Source organism: Frankia umida (assembly GCF_023242945.1).
GTDB lineage: Bacteria > Actinomycetota > Actinomycetes > Frankiales > Frankiaceae > Frankia > Frankia umida.
Window position 1 is genome coordinate 1 of sequence record NZ_JALKFT010000029.1, and the last position, 18,505, is coordinate 18,505.

At 70.8% G+C, this 18,505-nt stretch carries 13 protein-coding genes and 1 pseudogene; 7 read left to right on the plus strand and 7 right to left on the minus strand.

The genetic code is table 11. From position 1 onward, the window contains the following. Window positions 1-597, plus strand: a 597-nt coding sequence (locus MXD59_RS20975; RefSeq protein ID WP_248826336.1) for a transposase, incomplete at its 5' end; no start/stop codon positions are given. Window positions 598-769: 172 nt separating this feature from the next. Here MXD59_RS20975 and MXD59_RS20980 read toward each other — a convergent pair. From MXD59_RS20980 to MXD59_RS20990, 3 genes are read right to left on the minus strand one after another with little or no spacing between them, the layout of a single operon-like run. Then, window positions 770-1,546, minus strand: coding sequence for an SDR family NAD(P)-dependent oxidoreductase (locus MXD59_RS20980; RefSeq protein WP_248826337.1), 777 nt, complete (start codon window positions 1,544-1,546; stop codon window positions 770-772). A gap of 19 nt (window positions 1,547-1,565) precedes the next feature. Further along, a complete protein-coding gene (locus MXD59_RS20985; protein WP_248826338.1) occupies window positions 1,566-1,865 on the minus strand; it encodes a hypothetical protein in 300 nt (99 codons plus the stop codon). Window positions 1,866-1,905: 40 nt separating this feature from the next. Continuing rightward, the gene (locus MXD59_RS20990) at window positions 1,906-2,376 is read right to left on the minus strand and encodes an aldo/keto reductase (protein ID WP_308301752.1); all 471 of its coding nucleotides are present in this window, start codon (window positions 2,374-2,376) and stop codon (window positions 1,906-1,908) included. A 413-nt stretch (window positions 2,377-2,789) separates the two neighbouring features. Here MXD59_RS20990 and MXD59_RS20995 point away from each other — a divergent pair, with 413 nt between their 5' ends. The 5 genes from MXD59_RS20995 (at window position 2,790) to MXD59_RS21015 (ending at window position 9,120) form a co-directional block, all read left to right on the plus strand. Next, window positions 2,790-3,203, plus strand: coding sequence for a PPOX class F420-dependent oxidoreductase (locus MXD59_RS20995; protein ID WP_248826339.1), 414 nt, complete (start codon window positions 2,790-2,792; stop codon window positions 3,201-3,203). Between the two features lie 220 nt (window positions 3,204-3,423). Beyond that, complete coding sequence (locus tag MXD59_RS21000) at window positions 3,424-4,296, plus strand: class II glutamine amidotransferase (protein WP_248826340.1); 873 nt, start codon at window positions 3,424-3,426, stop codon at window positions 4,294-4,296. Window positions 4,297-4,610: 314 nt separating this feature from the next. Continuing rightward, window positions 4,611-7,511 (plus strand): nitrite reductase large subunit NirB, encoded by a 2,901-nt coding sequence (nirB, locus tag MXD59_RS21005; RefSeq protein ID WP_308301750.1) that lies wholly within the window; start codon window positions 4,611-4,613, stop codon window positions 7,509-7,511. Window positions 7,512-7,606: 95 nt separating this feature from the next. After that, window positions 7,607-7,933, plus strand: coding sequence for a nitrite reductase small subunit NirD (gene nirD, locus MXD59_RS21010; protein ID WP_248826341.1), 327 nt, complete (start codon window positions 7,607-7,609; stop codon window positions 7,931-7,933). A 35-nt stretch (window positions 7,934-7,968) separates the two neighbouring features. Further along, entirely contained in the window at window positions 7,969-9,120 is a 1,152-nt protein-coding gene (locus MXD59_RS21015; protein WP_248826376.1) for a uroporphyrinogen-III synthase, read from the plus strand. Between the two features lie 92 nt (window positions 9,121-9,212). On the opposite strand, the pseudogene MXD59_RS21020 reads toward MXD59_RS21015, so the two are convergent. The 3 genes and pseudogenes from MXD59_RS21020 to MXD59_RS21030 all read right to left on the minus strand — a co-directional run. Then, window positions 9,213-9,458, minus strand: a pseudogene (locus MXD59_RS21020) (HNH endonuclease signature motif containing protein); the annotation flags it as partial. A gap of 33 nt (window positions 9,459-9,491) precedes the next feature. After that, window positions 9,492-10,652: a DUF222 domain-containing protein gene (locus MXD59_RS21025; protein ID WP_248826342.1), complete on the minus strand. Its 1,161-nt coding sequence runs from the start codon at window positions 10,650-10,652 to the stop codon at window positions 9,492-9,494. Window positions 10,653-11,295: 643 nt separating this feature from the next. Continuing rightward, window positions 11,296-12,834 carry an MFS transporter gene (locus MXD59_RS21030; RefSeq protein WP_248826343.1) on the minus strand — a complete coding sequence of 513 codons (1,539 nt, stop codon included), beginning with the start codon at window positions 12,832-12,834 and terminating at the stop codon, window positions 11,296-11,298. Between the two features lie 380 nt (window positions 12,835-13,214). On the opposite strand from MXD59_RS21030, the gene MXD59_RS21035 reads away from it, so the two are divergent. Then, a complete protein-coding gene (locus MXD59_RS21035; RefSeq protein WP_248826344.1) occupies window positions 13,215-17,663 on the plus strand; it encodes a bifunctional nitrate reductase/sulfite reductase flavoprotein subunit alpha in 4,449 nt (1,482 codons plus the stop codon). 180 nt (window positions 17,664-17,843) lie between these two features. Here the strand turns inward: MXD59_RS21035 and MXD59_RS21040 are convergent, their stop codons facing one another. Continuing rightward, window positions 17,844-18,422, minus strand: a complete 579-nt coding sequence (locus tag MXD59_RS21040; protein WP_248826345.1) for a Rieske (2Fe-2S) protein — start codon at window positions 18,420-18,422, stop codon at window positions 17,844-17,846. Window positions 18,423-18,505: the final 83 nt, after the last annotated feature.

The following is an 18,505-nucleotide window of genomic DNA, read 5'->3' on the forward strand; positions in this document are numbered from 1 at the left end:
GGCTGGGTGGTGTTCGAGGATGAGGCGGGGCAGACGTTGCGGCCGCCTCGGGTGACCAGTTGGAGTCTGCGGGGACGCTCGCCGGTGGTACGGGTGCGTGGGAGCGGGTCGGGGCGGGTCTCGATCGCGGGGCTTGCCTGCTACCGGCCTGGGCAGGTGCCGCGCTGGTTCTACCGGCTACGCGAGCATCGGGGCCGTCGTGGTGAACCGAAGGCGTTTCTATGGACGGAGTACCGGGATCTGATCGTGGCGGCGCACCGCCGGTTGGGCCGGCCGATCGTCCTGGTCTGGGACAACCTGAACATCCACCGGTGTGCGGAGATGCTCGCGTTCATCGCGGCGAACGCGCTGTGGCTGACCGTGATCCGACTGCCGTCGTACAGTCCGGAGCTGAACCCGGTGGAAGGCGTGTGGTCGCTGCTGAAACGCGGGGAGATCGCCAACCGGGTCCTGGTCGACGTCGATCATCTCACCGGTCTGGTCCGACACGGCCTGCGCCGGGTCGGGCGTCGTCCTGACCTGCCCGAGGGCTGCCTGGCGGGCACCGGGCTGACCTTGACACCACCCCATGATCAGCCAGCCGACCTCGCACATTAAAGGTCAGTAATACCAGGGTGTGCAGACCGGATTCACGACGTCCTCGAGCTGAAGCCCGACGACCACAGCCGCGCCGTGAGGGGCGGCTGTGCCGCGCAACCGCCCCTCGTTCCCCCGCGAGCTCGTTCCCCCGCGAGCTCGACCGGTTCGATGCGGCACCGAAGGGGTTGGGTCAGGTGTCGTCCGCGGCTTCGTGGGATGGTCGCCACGGGCCCGCGAGGTGGCCGCCGTCGACGACCATCTGGGCCCCGGTGATGTAGCTCGCCTCGTCCCCGGCCAGGAACAGCACCAGCGCGGCGACCTCCTCCGGCCGGCCCAGCCTGGGGATGGGTTGCCATTCCACCAGCCGCTGGACGTAGGCCCGGGATGCCGCCGGAATGTGCGGTGTGTCAATGACCCCGGGGTACACCGCGTTGACCCGAATGCCCGCCGGCCCGAGTTCCCGGGCCGCGGAGCGGGTGAGCCCGGTGAGCGCCGCCTTGGTCGCCGCGTAGCTGGACAGCCCGGCGATACCGACCAACCCGTCGATCGAGGAGATGTTCACAATGGCACCGGCGCCCTGCCGGCGCAACGCGGCGGCGACCGCCCGGGTGCCGTAGAAGGCGCCGTTGATGTTCACGTCGATCATCTGGCGGTGCTGTTCGAGCGGCAGGTGCTCAAGCGTGCCGACCGCGGCGACGCCGGCATTGTTGACCAGGACGTCCAGGCGCCCCCAGCGGGCCAACACGCTCGCGACGACCGGCTCCCAGGCGGCCGCGTCGGTGACGTCCAGGTGGGCGAAGACAGCCGCCTCCCCGAGTTCGGCGACCAGCGCGGGGCCGCCCGTGGAGTCGATATCGGCGACCACCACGCGGGCGCCCTCCGCCACGAACAGCTGCGCCTGCGCCTTGCCCAGGCCACTCGCGGCACCCGTGATGAGCGCGACCTTCCGTGCCAACCTGTCCGCCATTGCGGTCCCTTCCTGCCGATTACGCCGGACGTTCCTCGAGCGCGACGGCCGCGAACGGGCGCCGGGTCTCGGACAGCCCGACGACCGTCGATCTGCACTTGCGGCGGGTGGCCGGGTCGAGGACGACGCTGTAGCCGAGTTCCCCAGCGGCGGCCGCAGCCTTGCGCAGCCGGGCCCGCATCGCCTCGTTCAGGTCCGGTGCCCGGACGATCCACCGTTCGAGTTCCGTCTCGTCCCAGGCGGCGCAGGCCAGGCGGCGCAGGCCAGACTGTTGGGCGGTACCAGCGTCAACCCCGACCCCAACGTGCCGAAGTACCAAACCCGAGTTGATATATCGGCGGCCATGGTGGCCGCCGGGGTCAGCTCCTGGGCTTCGTCCACGACGAGGATCGCTCGGCGAGAGCGCCGAGGGCTCGGTCGAGGGTGCCGGGGTAGATCGGTTCGGGCTGGGTGGCGGCGTCCAGGCTGCGCAGCTCCTCCTCGGTCAGCACGAGGCTCGCGGCACCGAGGTTGTCCTCCAGCTGCTCGAGCCGGCTCGGCCCGACGATGACGGACGTGACCCCCGGCTGGGCCAGCAGCCAGGCCAGCGCGACCGGGGCCATCGAGACGCCGTGCGCCCGGGCGACCAGGTCCAGGGCGACCAGGTCCAGGGCGGCGCGGGCCGCGCGCAGGGTGGGACCGGGCAACGGCGACATCATGCCCATCCGGCGGCGCCCCAAGACTCTCGGGGTGTCCCGCCATCCGGTCAGCTGACCCGCGGCCAACGGGCTGTAACACAGAACGCCGACGTTGTCGGCCCGGCAGTACGGCAGGAGTTTCGTGCTCCAGATCGCGGTGGACCAGCGAGTAGCTGCACTGCGTCGAGCTGATCAACGGCGCGTCGCGGGCCCGCTGCCGGGCCTGGATACCGGCGATCTCCCAGGCGTGGTAGTTGCTGACAACGAAGCCCCCACCCCCGTCCTCCTTACCAGTCCGAACCGGTCCGACAGGGATTCCCCTCGCGGATGTGGACCCCGGTCGCGCCGCGCACCCGCCTTCCGAACGTAGCGGGACGACCCGCCCGGGGCGCTCCTCGGCCCGGCTGCCTGCGGCCAGGCCAGGTCACCGGTGCGGGGATGGCCGGGCCTTGACCTCACCTCGACATCAGCTTCTACGGTGACCTCGAAGCACCCACGCCACGGCATCCCCGCCCCATACAAGCCACAAGCCACGCGCCACCCTGCCGCGCCCCGAAAGGCACATCATGGTCTTCACTGCGGACGAGCTCGAGTACCTGCGGTCCCAGCCTCTCGGTCGACTCGCGACCCTCGCGCCCGAGGGCACCCTGCAGAACAGCCCGGTCAGCCATACCGTCGACGAGGCCACCGGTGTGATCAGCATCTACGGCTACCACCTCGGCGACACCCGCAAGTTCCGCAACGTCGCCGCGAACGGGCAGGTCGCCTACGTGGTGGACGACATCGCGTCGCTGGACCCCTGGTCGGTGCGCGGCGTGGAGATCCGCGGCACCGCGCAGGCCCTGCGCGACATCACCGCTCCTGCCCCGCATCTGAGTCCCGAGGTGATCCGCATCCATCCGCACCGGATCATCAGCTGGAACCTCGGCACCGACGGCGCTCACAGCTCCCGCCGCACAGTAACTCCCACGGCACAGTAACTCCCACGGCGCAGGACTCCCGCCGCGCGCCGGGCCCGGCCGAGTCCTGATCCGGCCACGCGAGCCCGCCACCGCACCCCTCGCGGACACTTATAGTCGCACCCCAGACACGATAGGTTGACGTCCCGGCTGCGACCGCACGTCCTTCTCCCGGACCATCGAGAGACGCAGACGCAGGACGGGCGGGCCGCAGGAGGGTGCCAGAACAGGGAGCGATGGAATGTGCAGGCTCTTCGGACTGATCAGCGCCCCGCGGGCCACCCGGGCCACGTTCTGGCTGTTGGACGCGCCGGACAGCCTCGACGAGCAGAGCCACCAGAACCCGGACGGGACGGGCCTGGGCTACTTCGACTCCCGTGGACAGCCCGAGGTGTTCCGCCAGCCGATCGCGGCCTGGCAGGACCGGCAGTTCGCCGCGCAGGCCCGCCACACCCGGTCGACTGCCTTCGTCGCACATGTGCGGCATGCCTCCACCGGTGAGATAGCGGTACCCAACACCCATCCGTTCGAGCGTTCGGGCCGGCTTTTCGCGCACAACGGGGTGATCGAGGGCCTGGACGTCCTGGAACGCCATCTCGGCGCGGCCGCGATGGCCGACATCGGCGGAGCCACCGACTCCGAGCGACTGTTCGCCCTGGTCGACCGGGAGATCGACAACGCCGGTGGGGACGTCACCCGCGGCATCACCACCGCGGTCCGCTGGGTGGCCGGCGCACTGCCGCTCTACAGCATCAACCTGCTGCTGGCCACCGCCACCGACCTGTGGGCCCTGCGCTACCCCGACACCAACCGGCTCTACCTGCTACGCCGTCCCGCCGGTGGTCAGCACGGCGATCGGGCCCTGCACCACGCCGACGCGACCGGCGCGACCCGGGTGCACGCCCCGGATCTGACGGTGGCCCCGGCCGTCGTCGTCGCGAGCGAGCCGATGGACGAGCACCCTGGCTGGCGGACGCTGGCCAGCGGCGAACTCCTGCACGTCGGCGCGCACGGCGAGGTGACGTCCACGATCGTCCTGCCCGACCCGCCGGCCCACCCGCTGGCCCTGACCGACCTGCGCCCCGCGGCCGCCGCCTCCCAGCACACGCTCTGACCGGCACACGCTCTGACCAGCACACGCCCTGACCAGCACACGCCCTGACCAGCACCGACCGCGTCCGAACCGTGGCTGGTGCGAAGCGAGGCGCCGAGCCGATGCGCGACTGGTCCAGTCCATGCCCGCCACCGCGACGCGACGCCGCATAACAGTAACCTCATCGGCGCATTCTTGCCCATCACGCCACCAGTAATGAGATGCACCTGGAAAGGCGTGTGCACATCCGGTGGAACGTCACTCCCGGCCATCCGCACAAGGCGCCTCCCGGCGCGGTGAGAAGGATTTATCACCGCAGTAACGCGGATGCAGGGGTGAGTCAACAGAAGACCGACACCATCGTCTGCGTGGTCGACAAAAAGCGGCTGGTCGTCGTGGGTAACGGAATGGTCGGGCAGCGCTTCGTCGAGCAGCTGCGCGCACTCGACACCGCCCGGGTCTGGCAGATGACGGTGTTCGGCGCCGAGCGCCAACGCGCCTATGACCGGGTGGCGCTGTCGTCCTGCTTCGACGGCGTCGACCCGCGGGACCTCGATCTGGTGGCCGACGACTGCTACGACGGCCAGGACTACGTCCTGCACCTGGCCGAATCCGTGGTCGCCCTCGATCGCGGCGCGCGGACCGTGACGACCAGTCACGGCCGGACGGTCGGTTACGACGCTCTCGTCCTGGCCACCGGCTCGTCCGCGTTCGTCCCACCGGTGCCCGGCGCCGCCCTGCCGGGCTGTTTCGTCTACCGCACCCTGGACGACCTGGCCGCCATCCGCGCCGCCGCCGAACGCGCCACCGGCCACGCCCCCGCGCGCGGCGGCCCACCACGCGGGCTCGTCGTCGGCGGTGGACTGCTCGGTCTGGAAGCCGCCCGCGCGCTGCGTCAGCTGGGCCTCGCCGTCCATGTCGTCGAGATGGCGGACCGGCTCATGCCCCTGCAGGTGGACGTCGGCGGCAGCGCTCTGCTGCGCCGACTCGTCGAGCACCTCGGCGTCACCGTTCACCTGGGTACCTTCGCCGCCGCGATCACGGCCCCACCAGCGGCCGCCGAACCGGCCACAGACACCGAACCGATCACAGCCACCAAACCGCCCCTCGCCGCCAGACCGCCCCTCGGCACCGAGCCGCCCACAGGCACCGAGCCGCCCACAGGCACCGAGCCGTCCATCTGCGGTGCGGCGGCCGTCGCCACCGCGGGAGCCGGGAGGGAGGGACCGGCGGGGGGCACGTCCGGCCCGCTGACGGTGTCGTTGGGTGACGGGACGACGTTGGCGGCGGACGTCGTCGTCTTCGCGGCGGGTGTGCGGCCGCAGGACGCGCTGGCGCGGGACGCGGGGCTGGCTGTGGGCGGGCGGGGCGGGATCGTCGTCGACGGGGGCTGCGCGACCGCGGATCCGGCCGTGTTCGCGATCGGCGAGTGCGCGTGCATCGACGGACGGGTCCACGGGCTGGTCGCGCCGGGATACGCGATGGCGACGCTGCTGGCCGAACGCCTGCTCGGCGCCGAGGGCCGCGAGCTGGGCGCCGCGGACACCTCCACCAAGCTCAAGCTGCTCGGCGTCGACGTGGCGAGTTTCGGAGATGCCCTGGCCGGCACCGCCGGAGCGCTCGAGGTGACCGTCAACGACCCGGTCGCCGGCAGCTACGCCAAACTCGTCGTCTCCGACGACGCCTCCACTCTGCTCGGCGGGGTCCTCGTCGGCGACGCGTCCCGTTACGCCCTGCTGCGCCCGCTGGTGGGACGTCCCCTTCCGGGCGACCCGCTTGCCATGATCGCCCCGACCGGCCCCGACTCCGCCACCGGCGCCGGCGTCGGGGCGGTCGGGGTCGCGGCGCTGCCCGCCGACGCGATGGTCTGCTCGTGTCACGCGGTGACCCGGGGCGCGATCGACACGGCCATCGGCGAGTCCGGACTGACCACCGTCGCCCAGGTGAAGGACTGCACCCGGGCCGGCACCGGCTGCGGCTCGTGCGTGCCGATGCTGTCGGCGCTGCTGGCCGAGTCCGGTGTGACGGTGAACCCCGCGCTCTGCGAGCATTTCGATATCTCCCGGGTGCGACTCGCCGAGCTGGTACGTACCCAGGGCATCACCACGTTCAGCGAGCTGGTCTCCCGGTACGGCCGCGGCCGCGGCTGTGACATCTGCAGGCCAGCCGTCGCCTCCATTCTCGCCAGCCACGGCAACGGCCATATTCTGGATGGCGAACAGGCCGCCCTCCAGGACACCAATGACGCCTTCCTGGCGAACATCCAACGCAATGGGACCTATTCGGTGGTACCGCGTGTTCCCGGCGGGGAGATCACTCCGGCGAAACTCATCGCCATCGGCGAGGTCGCCCGCGACTTCGACCTCTACACCAAGATCACCGGCGGGCAGCGCATCGATCTGCTCGGCGCCCGGGTCGAGCAGCTTCCGGCGATCTGGCAACGTCTGGTCGCCGCCGGCTTCGAGTCCGGTCACGCCTACGGTAAGGCGCTGCGCACCGTGAAGTCGTGCGTCGGTTCCACCTGGTGCCGCTTCGGCGTCGGCGACTCGGTGGCCCTGGCCATCCAGCTGGAACTGCGCTATCGCGGCCTGCGTTCCCCGCACAAGGTCAAGGCCGGCGTGTCCGGCTGCGCCCGCGAATGCGCCGAGGCTCGCGGCAAGGACATCGGAGTCATCGCCACCGAGCGCGGTTGGAACCTCTACGTCGGCGGCAACGGCGGCTTTCGCCCGCGCCACGCCGACCTGCTGCTGACCGATGTCGACGCCGACACCCTGGTCCGCACCATCGATCGCTTCCTGATGTTCTACATCCGCACCGCCGATCGCCTGCAACGCACCTCCGGGTGGCTCGAATCGCTTGCCACCGCCACCACCCGGCCCTCCCCCGGACCTGACCGCACCGGTACCAACGGGCTGGACGGGCTGGACGGGCTGGACGGGCTGGCCTACCTGCGGGCGGTCCTGGTCGAGGACGCACTGGGTATCGCCGCCGAACTGGATGCAGCGATGGAGCGTCACGCCGCCACCTACCGCGACGAGTGGGCCGGCGTTCTTGCCGACCCGGAACGCCTGCGCCGCTTCGTGTCGTTCGTCAACGCGCCCGGCACACCCGACCCGGGCATCACCTTCGTGACCGAACGCGACCAGCCCCGTCCTGTCCTGCTCCCCCTGCCGACCACCGTGCCGGCGCCGCGGGCCGATGACCGGCCTGGCGCCTCCGCCGTCACACCGCGGTGACCGACACACCCGAGAATCAGGTGACCGGCACGTCCACGAGGCAGCGGGCCGTGGCGGCCAGCGGGACCGCCGCGAGGAGGAGAGACAGCGAGATCATGTCCAGCTGGACTGCGGTGTGCCGGTTCGCCGACCTGACGCCCGAGCGTGGGGTGGCCGCGCTGATCGGGCAGACCCAGGTGGCGCTGTTCCGTACGCACGATGATGCTCTCTTCGCACTGGGGAACCAGGACCCGTTCAGCGGAGCCTGGGTACTGTCACGGGGCATCGTCGGTACCCGGGGCTCCCGACCGACGGTGGCGTCACCGATGCACAAGCAGGTCTTTGATCTGCGCACCGGCGAGTGCCTGGACGACCACGGCGTCGCCGTGCCCGTCTACGACGTCCGTGTCCGCGAAGGAACTGTCGAGGTGAACTGCGCGTGAGCGATGCCAGCACGCCTGCCGGGGCGGGCCCGGGGATGACCTCCGGGCCCAGCGGCGTCGAGCCGCTCACTGGCTACACCGTCGGGATCACCGCGGCACGGCGACGGGAGGAGTTCGGCGCCGCACTGGAACGGCGGGGCGCGAGCGTCCGCTACGGACCGGCGATCCGCATCGTGCCGCTGGCGGACGACACGCGGTTGCGCGAGGCCACCGACGCCTGCCTGGCCGAGCCCCTCGACCTGGCGATCGCCACGACCGGCATCGGCTTCCGGGGTTGGATGGACGCCGCCGAGACCTGGGGCCTGGCCGAGCCCCTGACCAAGGCGCTGGACTCGGCCGTCCTGCTCGCCCGTGGCCCGAAGGCCCGTGGTGCGCTGCGCGCCAGCGGGCTGCGCGAGGCCTGGTCGCCGGCATCCGAATCGTCCAACGAGGTACTCGAGCACCTGATCGAGCAGCACGACCTCGACGGTCGGCGCATCGCCGTCCAGCTGCACGGCGAACCGCTGCCTGATCTGGTCGAGACCTTGCGGGCAGCCGGAGCCGACGTCATCGAGGTGCCCGTCTACCGCTGGATCGGACCCGCCGACCCGGCCCCGCTGCGCCGGATGATCGACGCGGTGGCCACCAACGAACTCGACGCGGTCGCGTTCACCAGCGCTCCCGCGGTGATCAGCTTCCTGCGCACCTCCCAGGAACTGGGCCTGCGCGAAGCGGTGCTGGAAGCGCTGCGCGGCCCCGTCATCGCCGCCGGGGTGGGCCCGGTGACCTCCGGCCCGCTGCTCGCCCTCGATATTCCGGTCGTCCAGCCGGCCCGCGCCCGCCTTGGGGCACTCGTACGCGAGATCGTCGAACAGGTGCCACGCCGCCGTGGCCTGCTGCTGCCCGTCGCCGAGGGCTGGCTCGACATCCGCGGCCAGGCCGCCGTGGCCGACGGCCGGATCGTGCCGCTGAGCCGTACCGCGATGGCTCTGCTGCGCCGCCTCGCCGCCCGGCCGGGGCACGTGGTGACCCGTCGCGACCTGCTGCCCCCGGGTGGCGGCGACGAGCATGCCGTCGAGGTCGCCATCGGACGGCTGCGGGCGGCTCTCGGCGACCCGCGCATCATCCAGACCGTGGCCAAACGCGGCTACCGCCTCGCCTTCGATCCCGAACGCGCCGCCGTCGACACCGCCGACTGGCGTTACTAACGACGATGCCGCCCCACGGTGCGCACCCGACGGAGCATCTTCACCTGACCAGGACATGACATCACCAATCTGATCATCTCGAGAGCCCGCCATCACAGTCTCCACCCGCCCAGGAGATCGGGCGGCTGACCGTGGAGATTCCGACGCCGACGGCGAGACGGATCGATATCTGCCGGCGACACAAACGACGGCCTTCGATCACCCTCGACAACAACATGCCATTTTTCCCGATGCACTCGATGATGATGAAAGGAGCACAGCAGTACCAGGTTGTCGACCTTCGTCGCACCATTGTCGAGCCAGTGGACGATGTGATGGGCCTCGGTCCACGAAGGCGGCCTGTCACAACTCGGGAATGCACACCCGCCGTCTCAGGAGACAAGATCTCGACGCATGTGCGGGGGAACCGTCCGCACGCTCCTCCCGGCATCCAGCGGCACGCCGTTCGGGTCGAGAATGATACGGCCGACCGCCGCGTCGCAGGAGATCCGGCGGATCACCTCGAGGGGCAGCGGCATTCCCCAGCTCGTCGTCGCCGAACCCAGACCGCCCGAGATCAGGGTCGACCAGGCGATCGTGACCGTGAGATGGGGCCGCGTACCTCCTGACTTCGGCACCCGATTCCCGGAAAGAGCCCGGCTGACCAGCTCCACCAGCGCATCGGCACGACGGCGGGCGGGAGTGCGCGGATCACGTGCGCCATCCTCGCCCGGGCGGGGAGCGGACAGACCATCGAGCGCCGTCCGCAGCAGCGCCGCGCCTTCGGCGTCCAGCTCGCCGCGCACCAGCGTGGTGCCCTGCGGCGTGTCGAAGAACGTCAGCTGACGTACCGCCTGCGGATCCGGCCGCGGGGCACTGCCGCCGCTCTGGCCCGGACCGCTGCCCTGGCCCGGACCGCTGCTCTCTGACTCCGGCGAACAGCCGTCACCCACCGGCGGAGCATCGCCCGCGTCGACTGGGCCGTCCTCCCCGCCCCCGCACGTCGCATCGGGCTTGTCACCGCTGCCAGCCATGCCACTGCCGGCCGCGCCGGTGTCGTGGCGCTTCTCCTCGTCCGCTGGGCGGTCGGCGGCGAGCAGCTTCTCGGTCAGCTGAGCCGCCGACCTGGTCAGCTGATGACGATCCATCCGGATCGCGTCGGCGAGCAGCGCGGCCTGCATCGCACGTCGCTGCTCGTCACTGGCCTGCCCGGGGAATCCCCGCACCGCCCGCAGAATCACGTCGGCCTGCTCGGGACTGATTCTTCCCTGGGCCAGCGCCACCCCGGTGGCCTGGCATGGCCCGCCGACCACGGCCTGAGCGACGGCGATCAGACGCCTCGCGTCCCCCGGAGCGACCTGCATCTGCTCACGCATCCACCCGACCAGATCAGGGGCGCCCCGCTGAGCGGAGAACCCGAGCTCACCGGCCCTGCGAATCGCCCGGCTACGGACCACACTCAGCTGGGAAAGCAGCTCGTACATACCCAGAAGAACGTTCTCGACATCGTCGCGCGACCAGCACGAGGGCTCAACGGACAACAGCGTGCGCATACCTCCGGCGATATCCTCCAGCTGGTTTACAGTACGAGAAGAGGCGTTTTTCTCTCCCGTGACGACAACCACGGGGATATTCGGCAGGGCGTTGGCAGGATCCCTGCTGCCCAGATTCCCAGCAGCACTACCGGACCCGCCCGGCGGCTCAGGGCCGGCCAGCTCCTCCGACTGAAATGGCATGCCAGAACCATAACCTGCCCAGCGACAGAAAATCGAACCTCAGTTCGAACTATTTCCAGTGTAGTCCAGCGGACCCAGCACCCCCCGCCGGGGCCAGGTAACTCGATGCCACGCATACCGCATCCCTCACTCGGGCCAGTCAGGGTCGCGATGCCAAGGATGCCTCCCCCGATCCGACCAGCCGGATGACCACCCTCCGCACCATGATCAGATACTGCTCATTCCGGATGTCGGCACGGCACCAGTCGGAGGCACACCTGGCAGCACCCGACCCGCCAGAGGGCGTCGCGGCCGTGACCGCGGCCCGACCGCGACCCGACCGGGGTTCCCGGCAAGGTCGACGACAGGACCCGACAGGAGAACGAGGCGAGCTCCACCGTGGCCTTACCGCCACCAGAAAGGCCACATAGCGGCACCCTGGTGGAAACCGGAAGAAGCATCGACCAGCGCGGGAATCCGACTATCCCCGCACACCGGCCCCGGTGTCACGACCCCCCAGAGGTACCGACATCCGCTCGCGCTCCCCCGCCAATGCGGCGGCCCGACCGGAATCCACGGATGCCTCCCGCGTGGCCATCTCACCCCCAGAAGAATCGTGTGCGGGCATATCGTCGGCGGCCGACCGCGGGGCGGGGATGAATTCCGGACCGCCGCCGCGCAGATAGCACAACCAGGTGACGAGGGCCATGACGAAGAAAAGGCCGACATACACCCACAGTGCAGGAGCAATGGTGTGGTAGGCCTTGTTCGACTCGGCATAGATGATCGGGACCAGGAATCCACCGAATGCGCCGACAGCAGAACAGATGCCGAGCGCGCCGGCGGCCTCCTTGCGAGAGCGGCGCATGGTCTCGGCGGAGCCGCCGGCGGCGAGGCCGCGACGCGCGAAGATGGCGGGAATCATCCGGTAGGTCGAACCGTTTCCGATGCCGCTGGCCAGGAACAGGAGCATGAAGGAGGCGAAGAACAGCCCGAAACTGGGCCGCTCGAGGATCTTCCCCTTCGCTCCGATGGAGGCGATCGCGCCCAGGCCGCCGATCGTCATGGCACCGAACGCGGCCACGGTGACCTTGGCACCGCCGAAACGGTCCCCGAGGCGCCCACCCAGCGGGCGGGCCAGCGAGCCGACCAGTGCGCCCAGGAACCCGTAGCTGAGGGCGACGTCCGCCCGGTCGAAGAGCCCGGGGTTCTTCAGCAGGGCGGGAAAGGCGGTGGAGTACCCGATGAAGGAGCCGAAGGTGCCGATGTAGAGGAACGACATGATCCAGGTGTGGCCACGTTTCGCCGCGGACGCGGTGGCACCGTAGTCGGCCCGGGCCTCACGCAGGTTGTCCATGAACAGCAGTGCTCCGACGGCCGCGGCGATGGCCAGCGGAATGTAGATCAGGCCGAGCCGGGCGAGCGCCGTGCCGGTGCCGGCGGCGATGACGGTGGCACCGAGCTTCTGGATGACGGCGACACCGAGGTTGCCGCCGGCGGCGTTCAGGCCGAGCGCCCAGCCCTTCTCCCGTTCCGGATAGAAGAACGAGATGTTCGTCATCGACGACGCGAAGTTCCCGCCACCGACGCCGGCCACCGCGGCGATCACCAGCAGTGCGCCGAACGAGAGCTCCGGATGCCGTACCGCCCACATCATCAGCCCGCATGGCACGACCAGCAGCAGCGCCGAGAACACCGTCCAGTTTCGTCCGCCGAAGACGGGAACGGCGAAGGTGTAGGGCAGCCGAAGAAAAGCTCCCACGCCGGAGGGAACGGCCACCAGCCACAGCTGCTGGTCGGTGTTGAGGGAGAATCCGGCGGGGCCGGGGCCGCCCCCGGAACTGGCCCCGAGCTTGACGACCAGGATGCTCCACATCACCCAGACCGAGAAACCGAAATGTTCCGCGACCACGGACCAGAACAGGTTACGGCGCGCGGTGCGGCGTCCACCGTCCGCCCAGAACTGGGGGTCCTCCGGACGCCAGTCGTCGATCCACCGGCTGTGGCGGGCTGATGTCATGGTTTACGGGCTCCTCGGGAGCGGGTGAACGGGATTACCGGACGGGGTGACGCGCCGCCGACGGTAGGAACCTCGTGTTTCCGGCTCTCCAGACCGGGATTACACCCACGGAAAACACTTCTCTCGACACCGCTCCGGGCGCTGTGAGCGGGTAACAGTGCGCCTTCACAGGACGACCTGGAACACCGTGCGGATGACGTCACCTGGTTGTTTCGTCCGGTGTCACCATGGTGAAACGGCTTCGTTCTACGGTCCACGTACGGAGCGCGGGACACGGCAGCGGATGACGTGCGGGCGGATGACCCTGCGGGTGGAGGTGGGATGTGGTGTCGGCCGAGCGGGTCAGGTCGGTGTGCTCGTACTGCGGGGTCGGGTGCGGCATGGTCCTCGAGGTCGAGCCTGGCCCGAACGGGGGGTCCCGGCTGCGCCGGGTCAGCGGCGACAAGGAGCATCCGGCCAACGGCGGGCGGCTGTGCACCAAGGGCGCGACCAGCGCCGACATGCTCGCCGCCGCGACTCCACGGCGGCTGCGCACCGCCCGTGACCGGCCCGTTCGCGGTGCCGAAGCCCACGACGTCCCCGTCCAGGCCGCGATCGACACCGTCGGCCGTCGCCTGCGCGCGATCATCGACGAGCACGGCCCTGACGCCGTCGCCCTCTACGTCTCGGGACAGTTGACGCTTGAGGCACAGTACCTGGCGAACAAGCTGGTCAAGGGGTTCATCGGAACGAACCAGATCGAGTCGAACTCGCGGTTGTGCATGGCCAGCGCCGGCAGTGGCTACAAGCTGTCACTCGGGGCGGACGGCCCGCCCGGCTCCTACGACGATTTCGACCACGCCGACACGTTCCTGGTCATCGGCGCGAACATGGCCGACTGCCATCCGATCCTGTTCCTGCGGATGATGGAGCGGGTCCGCGCGGGAGCCAAACTGATCGTGGTCGACCCGCGGCGCACCGCGACCGCGGCCAAGGCCGACCTTTTCCTGCAGGTGCGCCCGGGCACCGACCTCGCGCTGCTCAACGGTCTGCTGCACCTGCTGGTCGCTGGCGGCCACGTCGACGAGGAGTTCGTCGCCGAGCACACCGAGGGCTGGGCGGCCATGGAGCCGTTCCTCGCCGACTACCCGCCGGCGACGGTGGCGGAGCTGACCGGCCTCGCCGAGGACGACCTGCGCCGGGCCGCCGACTGGATCGGCGCGGCCCGCGGCACCTGGATGAGCTGTTGGACGATGGGCCTCAACCAGAGCACCCACGGCACGTGGAACACCAATGCCCTGGTCAACCTGCATCTGGCGACCGGCGCGATCTGCCGGCAGGGTGCGGGTCCGTTCTCCCTGACCGGTCAGCCCAACGCCATGGGCGGCCGCGAGATGGGCTATATGGGTCCGGGGCTGCCCGGCCAGCGCTCGGTGCTGGTCGAGGCCGACCGCGCCTTCGTCGAGCAGCGGTGGGGTCTGCCACCGGGACGGCTACGCACCGAGGTCGGACGTGGCACCGTCGAGATGTTCCAGAAGATGGCCGACGGTGAGATCAGAGCCTGTTGGATCCTCTGCACGAACCCGGTCGCCTCCGTCGGCAACCGGTCGACGGTGCTCGCGGGTCTGGCCGCCGCGGAGTTCGTCGTCAGCCAGGACGCGTTCGCCGAGACCGAGACGAACGCGCACGCCGATGTGCTCCTGCCCGCGGCGATGTGGGCCGAGACCGACGGTGTGATGATCAACTCGGAGCGGAACCTGACCCTGACCCGCCGCGTCGTCGACCCGCCCGGCGAGGCTCTGGCGGACTGGCGGCTCATCGCCGCCGTCGCCACCGCGATGGGCTACGGCGCGGCGTTCAGCTACGCCAGCGCCGCGGAGATCTTCGCCGAGATCCGCGCGTTCCACAATCCACAGACCGGCTATGACCTGCGCGGCATCACCTACGAGCGGCTGCGTGCGGGCCCCGTCCAGTGGCCGGCGGCGCCCGGCGCGGCCCCGCGCAACCCCATCCGCTACCGCAACGACGGGGTGAGCCAGCCGCTGCTGGTGCGCCCCGACGGCACCCGCCCCCGGCTGGTGTTTCCCACCCCGGGTGGACGCGCGGTCTTCCACCCCCGGCCGCACCTGCCGGCCGCCGAACTGCCCGACGACGACCATCCGTTCCTGCTCAACACCGGACGCGTCGCGCACCAGTGGCACACGATGACCAGGACCGGCACGGTGGCGAAGCTCAACCGCCTCAACCCCGGGCCGTTCGTCGAACTGCACCCCTCGGACGCCGCCGACCTCGGCATCGGCGAAGGCGACCGGGTGCGGATCGCGTCGCGCCGCGGCCACGCCGTGCTGCCCGCGGTCGTGACCGACCGGGTGCTGCCCGGTAACTGCTTCGCACCGTTCCACTGGGGTGACGTGTTCGGCGCCGACCTCGCCGTCAACGCCGTCACCAACGACGCCGTCGACCCGATCTCCTTCCAACCCGAGCTGAAGCTCGCCGCCGTGTCCCTGACCAGAGTGGACGTAGAACCGCGCACCGCCACCACGCCCGCGACCGGTCGCGCGGAACACCTCGACGCCCCCACTGGCAACGCCGCTGGCAGGGCCGCGAGTTCCGATGCGCCGATCACCGCGAGCCGTCCGGACGGCTCCGCCGGGCCCCAGACCGACGGGAGGCGTCCCGCGGACCGGAACCTGGCGCTGCTGCGCGCCCTGGGCACCACGTTCGGCCTCGACCCGGCGCCCCCGCCGCTGACCGAGCCGCAGCGCCACTATCTGTCCGGTTTCCTCGCCGCCGCGACCACGCTGGCCACACTGACCGCCGATCACACCACGGCCGTGGCCCCGCCCCTGCCACCCATCCCCGCGGACGCGCCCCTCGACCCGGCCACCGCCCTGTGGCTCTCCGGTTTCCTCGCCGGCGCTCGCCCCACCACCGAAAGCTCGGCGCCAGCCGACGTCCACCCACCGACGGACGACTCCGTCAGCATCACCGCCCCGGCCACCACAGCTACATCAGCCGGTACAGCCGGCACCAACGTCAGCGGCGACACCGGCGACAGCGGGCCCGGGGCCGGCTCGGATCCGGGGGCACGGGTGGTGCAGGTGCTGTGGGCATCGCAGACCGGTAACGCCCAGGAAGCGGCCGAGACGATCAGCGACCGACTGACGCGGGCCGGTTGGCGACCGCGGCTGCGGGAGATGTCGGTCTCCACGACCGAGATCATGCGTGACCCCGGCGATCTGCTCGTCGTGACCAGCACCTTCGGCGACGGCGACGCCCCCGACAACGGCGGCGTCCTGTGGGACGACCTCAGCGCCGAGGATGCCGCCCGGTTCGACGGTCGTCGCTTCGCCGTCGCGGCCCTCGGCGATTCGAGCTACGCCGATTTCTGCGGCCATGGCCGGCGCCTGGACGAACGCCTGGGTGCCCTCGGTGGCCACCGGCTCGTCCCCCGCGTCGACTGCGAACCGGACTACGCCGACGCCCTCGGCAGCTGGCTCGACGACGTCCTGGCCGCACTGACCACCGCACAGCCCGCACAACCCGCACAGCCCGCACGGGCCACCGCACAGCCCGCACGAGTCGAGACACGTCCGGCGACGACCGCGCTGCCCCGGCCGCGGACGTCCTCGGAGGCGGACCGGACGCCGAGCCGCACCGATCCGCTGCCAGCGCCGCTGGTCGGCAACCGTCTGCTCAGCGGGCCCGGATCGACGAAGGAGGTACGCCAGTTCACCTTCGACGTCGGTGGCGGCCGTCTGGACTACGCCGTCGGCGACGCGCTCGGGGTGTGGCCGGTGAACTGCCCCGAGCTGGTCGCCGAATGGCTGGCTCTCACCGGACTCGACCCGTCCATCCCCGTCACCCTCGAGGGCGGCCAGGGCCGACCGACCGCGGCCACGTCGATGCCGCTGCATCTGGCGTTACGTCATCACGTCGACCTCACCTTGGTGCGCCCTGAGCTGCTCCGCTTCCTCGCCGACAAGAGCAACAACAGCACTCGCGCCAGCAGCACCGCCCGTGCCACCGGCGGTGCGGACGGACCGGGGGACGTCGCGCGGTTGCGCGAGCTGCTGGCGGCCGAACGGCGCGCGGACCTGGCCACCTGGGCCTGGGGACGGCAGGCGGTCGACCTGCTGGCGCAGTTCCCGGTGCGGGCGCGAGCCGAACAGTGGCTGGCGGTGCTGCCGCGACTACGGCCACGGCTGTATTCGATCAGTTCGTCGCCGCTGGTCAACCCGTCCGCCGTGAGCGTGACCGTCTCGGTGGTCCGGTTCGCGAACCCCCACGGACGCGTCCGTGGGGGCGTGTGTTCGACGTTTCTCGCCGACGCACAGCCAGGTGACCCGCCGGTGGACGTGTTCGTGCAGCGCTCACCGCACTTCCGGCTACCCGCCGACGACACCACGCCCATCGTCATGATCGGACCGGGAACGGGCGTCGCCCCGTTCGTCGGGTTCCTCCAGGAGCGCCAGGCCCGCGGCGCCCGTGGCCGGGCCTGGCTGTTCTTCGGTGAACGCCACCGCGCCACCGACTTCCACTACGCCCCGGAACTGACCGCTCTGGCCGAGGCCGGCACGCTGAGCCGGCTGGACGTGGCGTTCTCCCGCGACCAGCCGGCCCGCGTCCACGTCCAGGACCGGCTGCGCGAACACGGCGCCGAGCTGTGGTCGTGGCTCGCCGACGGTGCCCATCTCTACGTCTGCGGGGACGCGGCCCGGATGGCCCGCGACGTCGACACGGCGTTACGCGAGATAGCCACGACCCATGGCAACCTCACCCCCGAGGACGCCGCCGCCCACCTGCGCACGCTCACCGCGCAACGCCGCTACGTCCGCGACGTCTACTGACCATCCCGGACGGCCCAGCTTGGACGGCACGCCCTGGCCCGAGGGGGATGTCACGGTCAGCTGATCATCGCGTCCGCGGTGCTCGTGGCGGCCGGGAACCGCCGCGACGTCCACCGTGATGCGTGGCTGCCGCGACGGCAGGTCGTCCACCTGGGCCAGCCCTGAGGCCAGCAGGGTGCGTCAGCTGCCGAGGACCAGGTTCGTGCCGTCGACGGACACGTTCGCCGCGGGCAGCGCGGTCTGGGCCGGACCGGCCTGCGGCGAGCCGTCGGTGATGCTGAAGTCGCTGCCGTGGCACGGGCACTTGATGACACCGTTCGCGACCGCGTTCACCTGGCAGCCACGGTGCGTGCAGGTGCTGCTGAACGCCTTGTAGCTGCCGGCGGTCGGCTGGGTGACCACGACCTTCTGCGCGGCGAAGATCATGCCGCCACCCACCGGGATCGAGCTGGTGGCGCCGAGCACGGTGCCGCCGCTGGCGCTGGCGCCGCTGGATGCGCTCGCGCTCGCGGATGGTTCGGTGCTCGCCGCCGCCGATGTGGAGGGCGAGGAGGTCGAGCCCGACGACGCCGTGTCGTCGGAACCGCCCGAACTGCCGCAGCCGGCGACCAGCACCGCGCCGGAAGCGGTCGCGACGATCGCCGCGCTGGAGAGCACCCCGCGCCGCGTCGCGGGACCACGGGAGGCGGCGGCGCCAAAGGCCGTGTCGCCGTGTCGGTCGTCGCGCGCGTGCTGGGCGAGGTCGTCGAGAGTGGTCATGTCGCTCCTTGCGGGGTCGCCGGCCAGGGTCGAGTCGCTCACCGAATGACACGGGGGCGGGCGTGGACCGGTTCAGCCTGGAT

Excerpts from the sequence above, each read along its gene's own strand:
- MXD59_RS20980 (WP_248826337.1), bottom strand. The coding sequence starts at position 1,546 with ATGGCGGACAGGTTGGCACGGAAGGTCGCGCTCATCACGGGTGCCGCG.
- MXD59_RS21000 (WP_248826340.1), top strand. The coding sequence starts at position 3,424 with ATGTGCAGGCTCTTCGGACTGATCAGCGCCCCGCGGGCCACCCGGGCC.
- MXD59_RS21040 (WP_248826345.1), bottom strand. The coding sequence starts at position 18,422 with ATGACCACTCTCGACGACCTCGCCCAGCACGCGCGCGACGACCGACAC.
- MXD59_RS21015 (WP_248826376.1), top strand. The coding sequence starts at position 7,969 with ATGACCTCCGGGCCCAGCGGCGTCGAGCCGCTCACTGGCTACACCGTC.
- MXD59_RS20995 (WP_248826339.1), top strand. The coding sequence starts at position 2,790 with ATGGTCTTCACTGCGGACGAGCTCGAGTACCTGCGGTCCCAGCCTCTC.
- MXD59_RS21025 (WP_248826342.1), bottom strand. The coding sequence starts at position 10,652 with ATGCGCACGCTGTTGTCCGTTGAGCCCTCGTGCTGGTCGCGCGACGAT.
- MXD59_RS21035 (WP_248826344.1), top strand. The coding sequence starts at position 13,215 with ATGGTCCTCGAGGTCGAGCCTGGCCCGAACGGGGGGTCCCGGCTGCGC.
- nirD (WP_248826341.1), top strand. The coding sequence starts at position 7,607 with ATGTCCAGCTGGACTGCGGTGTGCCGGTTCGCCGACCTGACGCCCGAG.
- MXD59_RS21030 (WP_248826343.1), bottom strand. The coding sequence starts at position 12,834 with ATGACATCAGCCCGCCACAGCCGGTGGATCGACGACTGGCGTCCGGAG.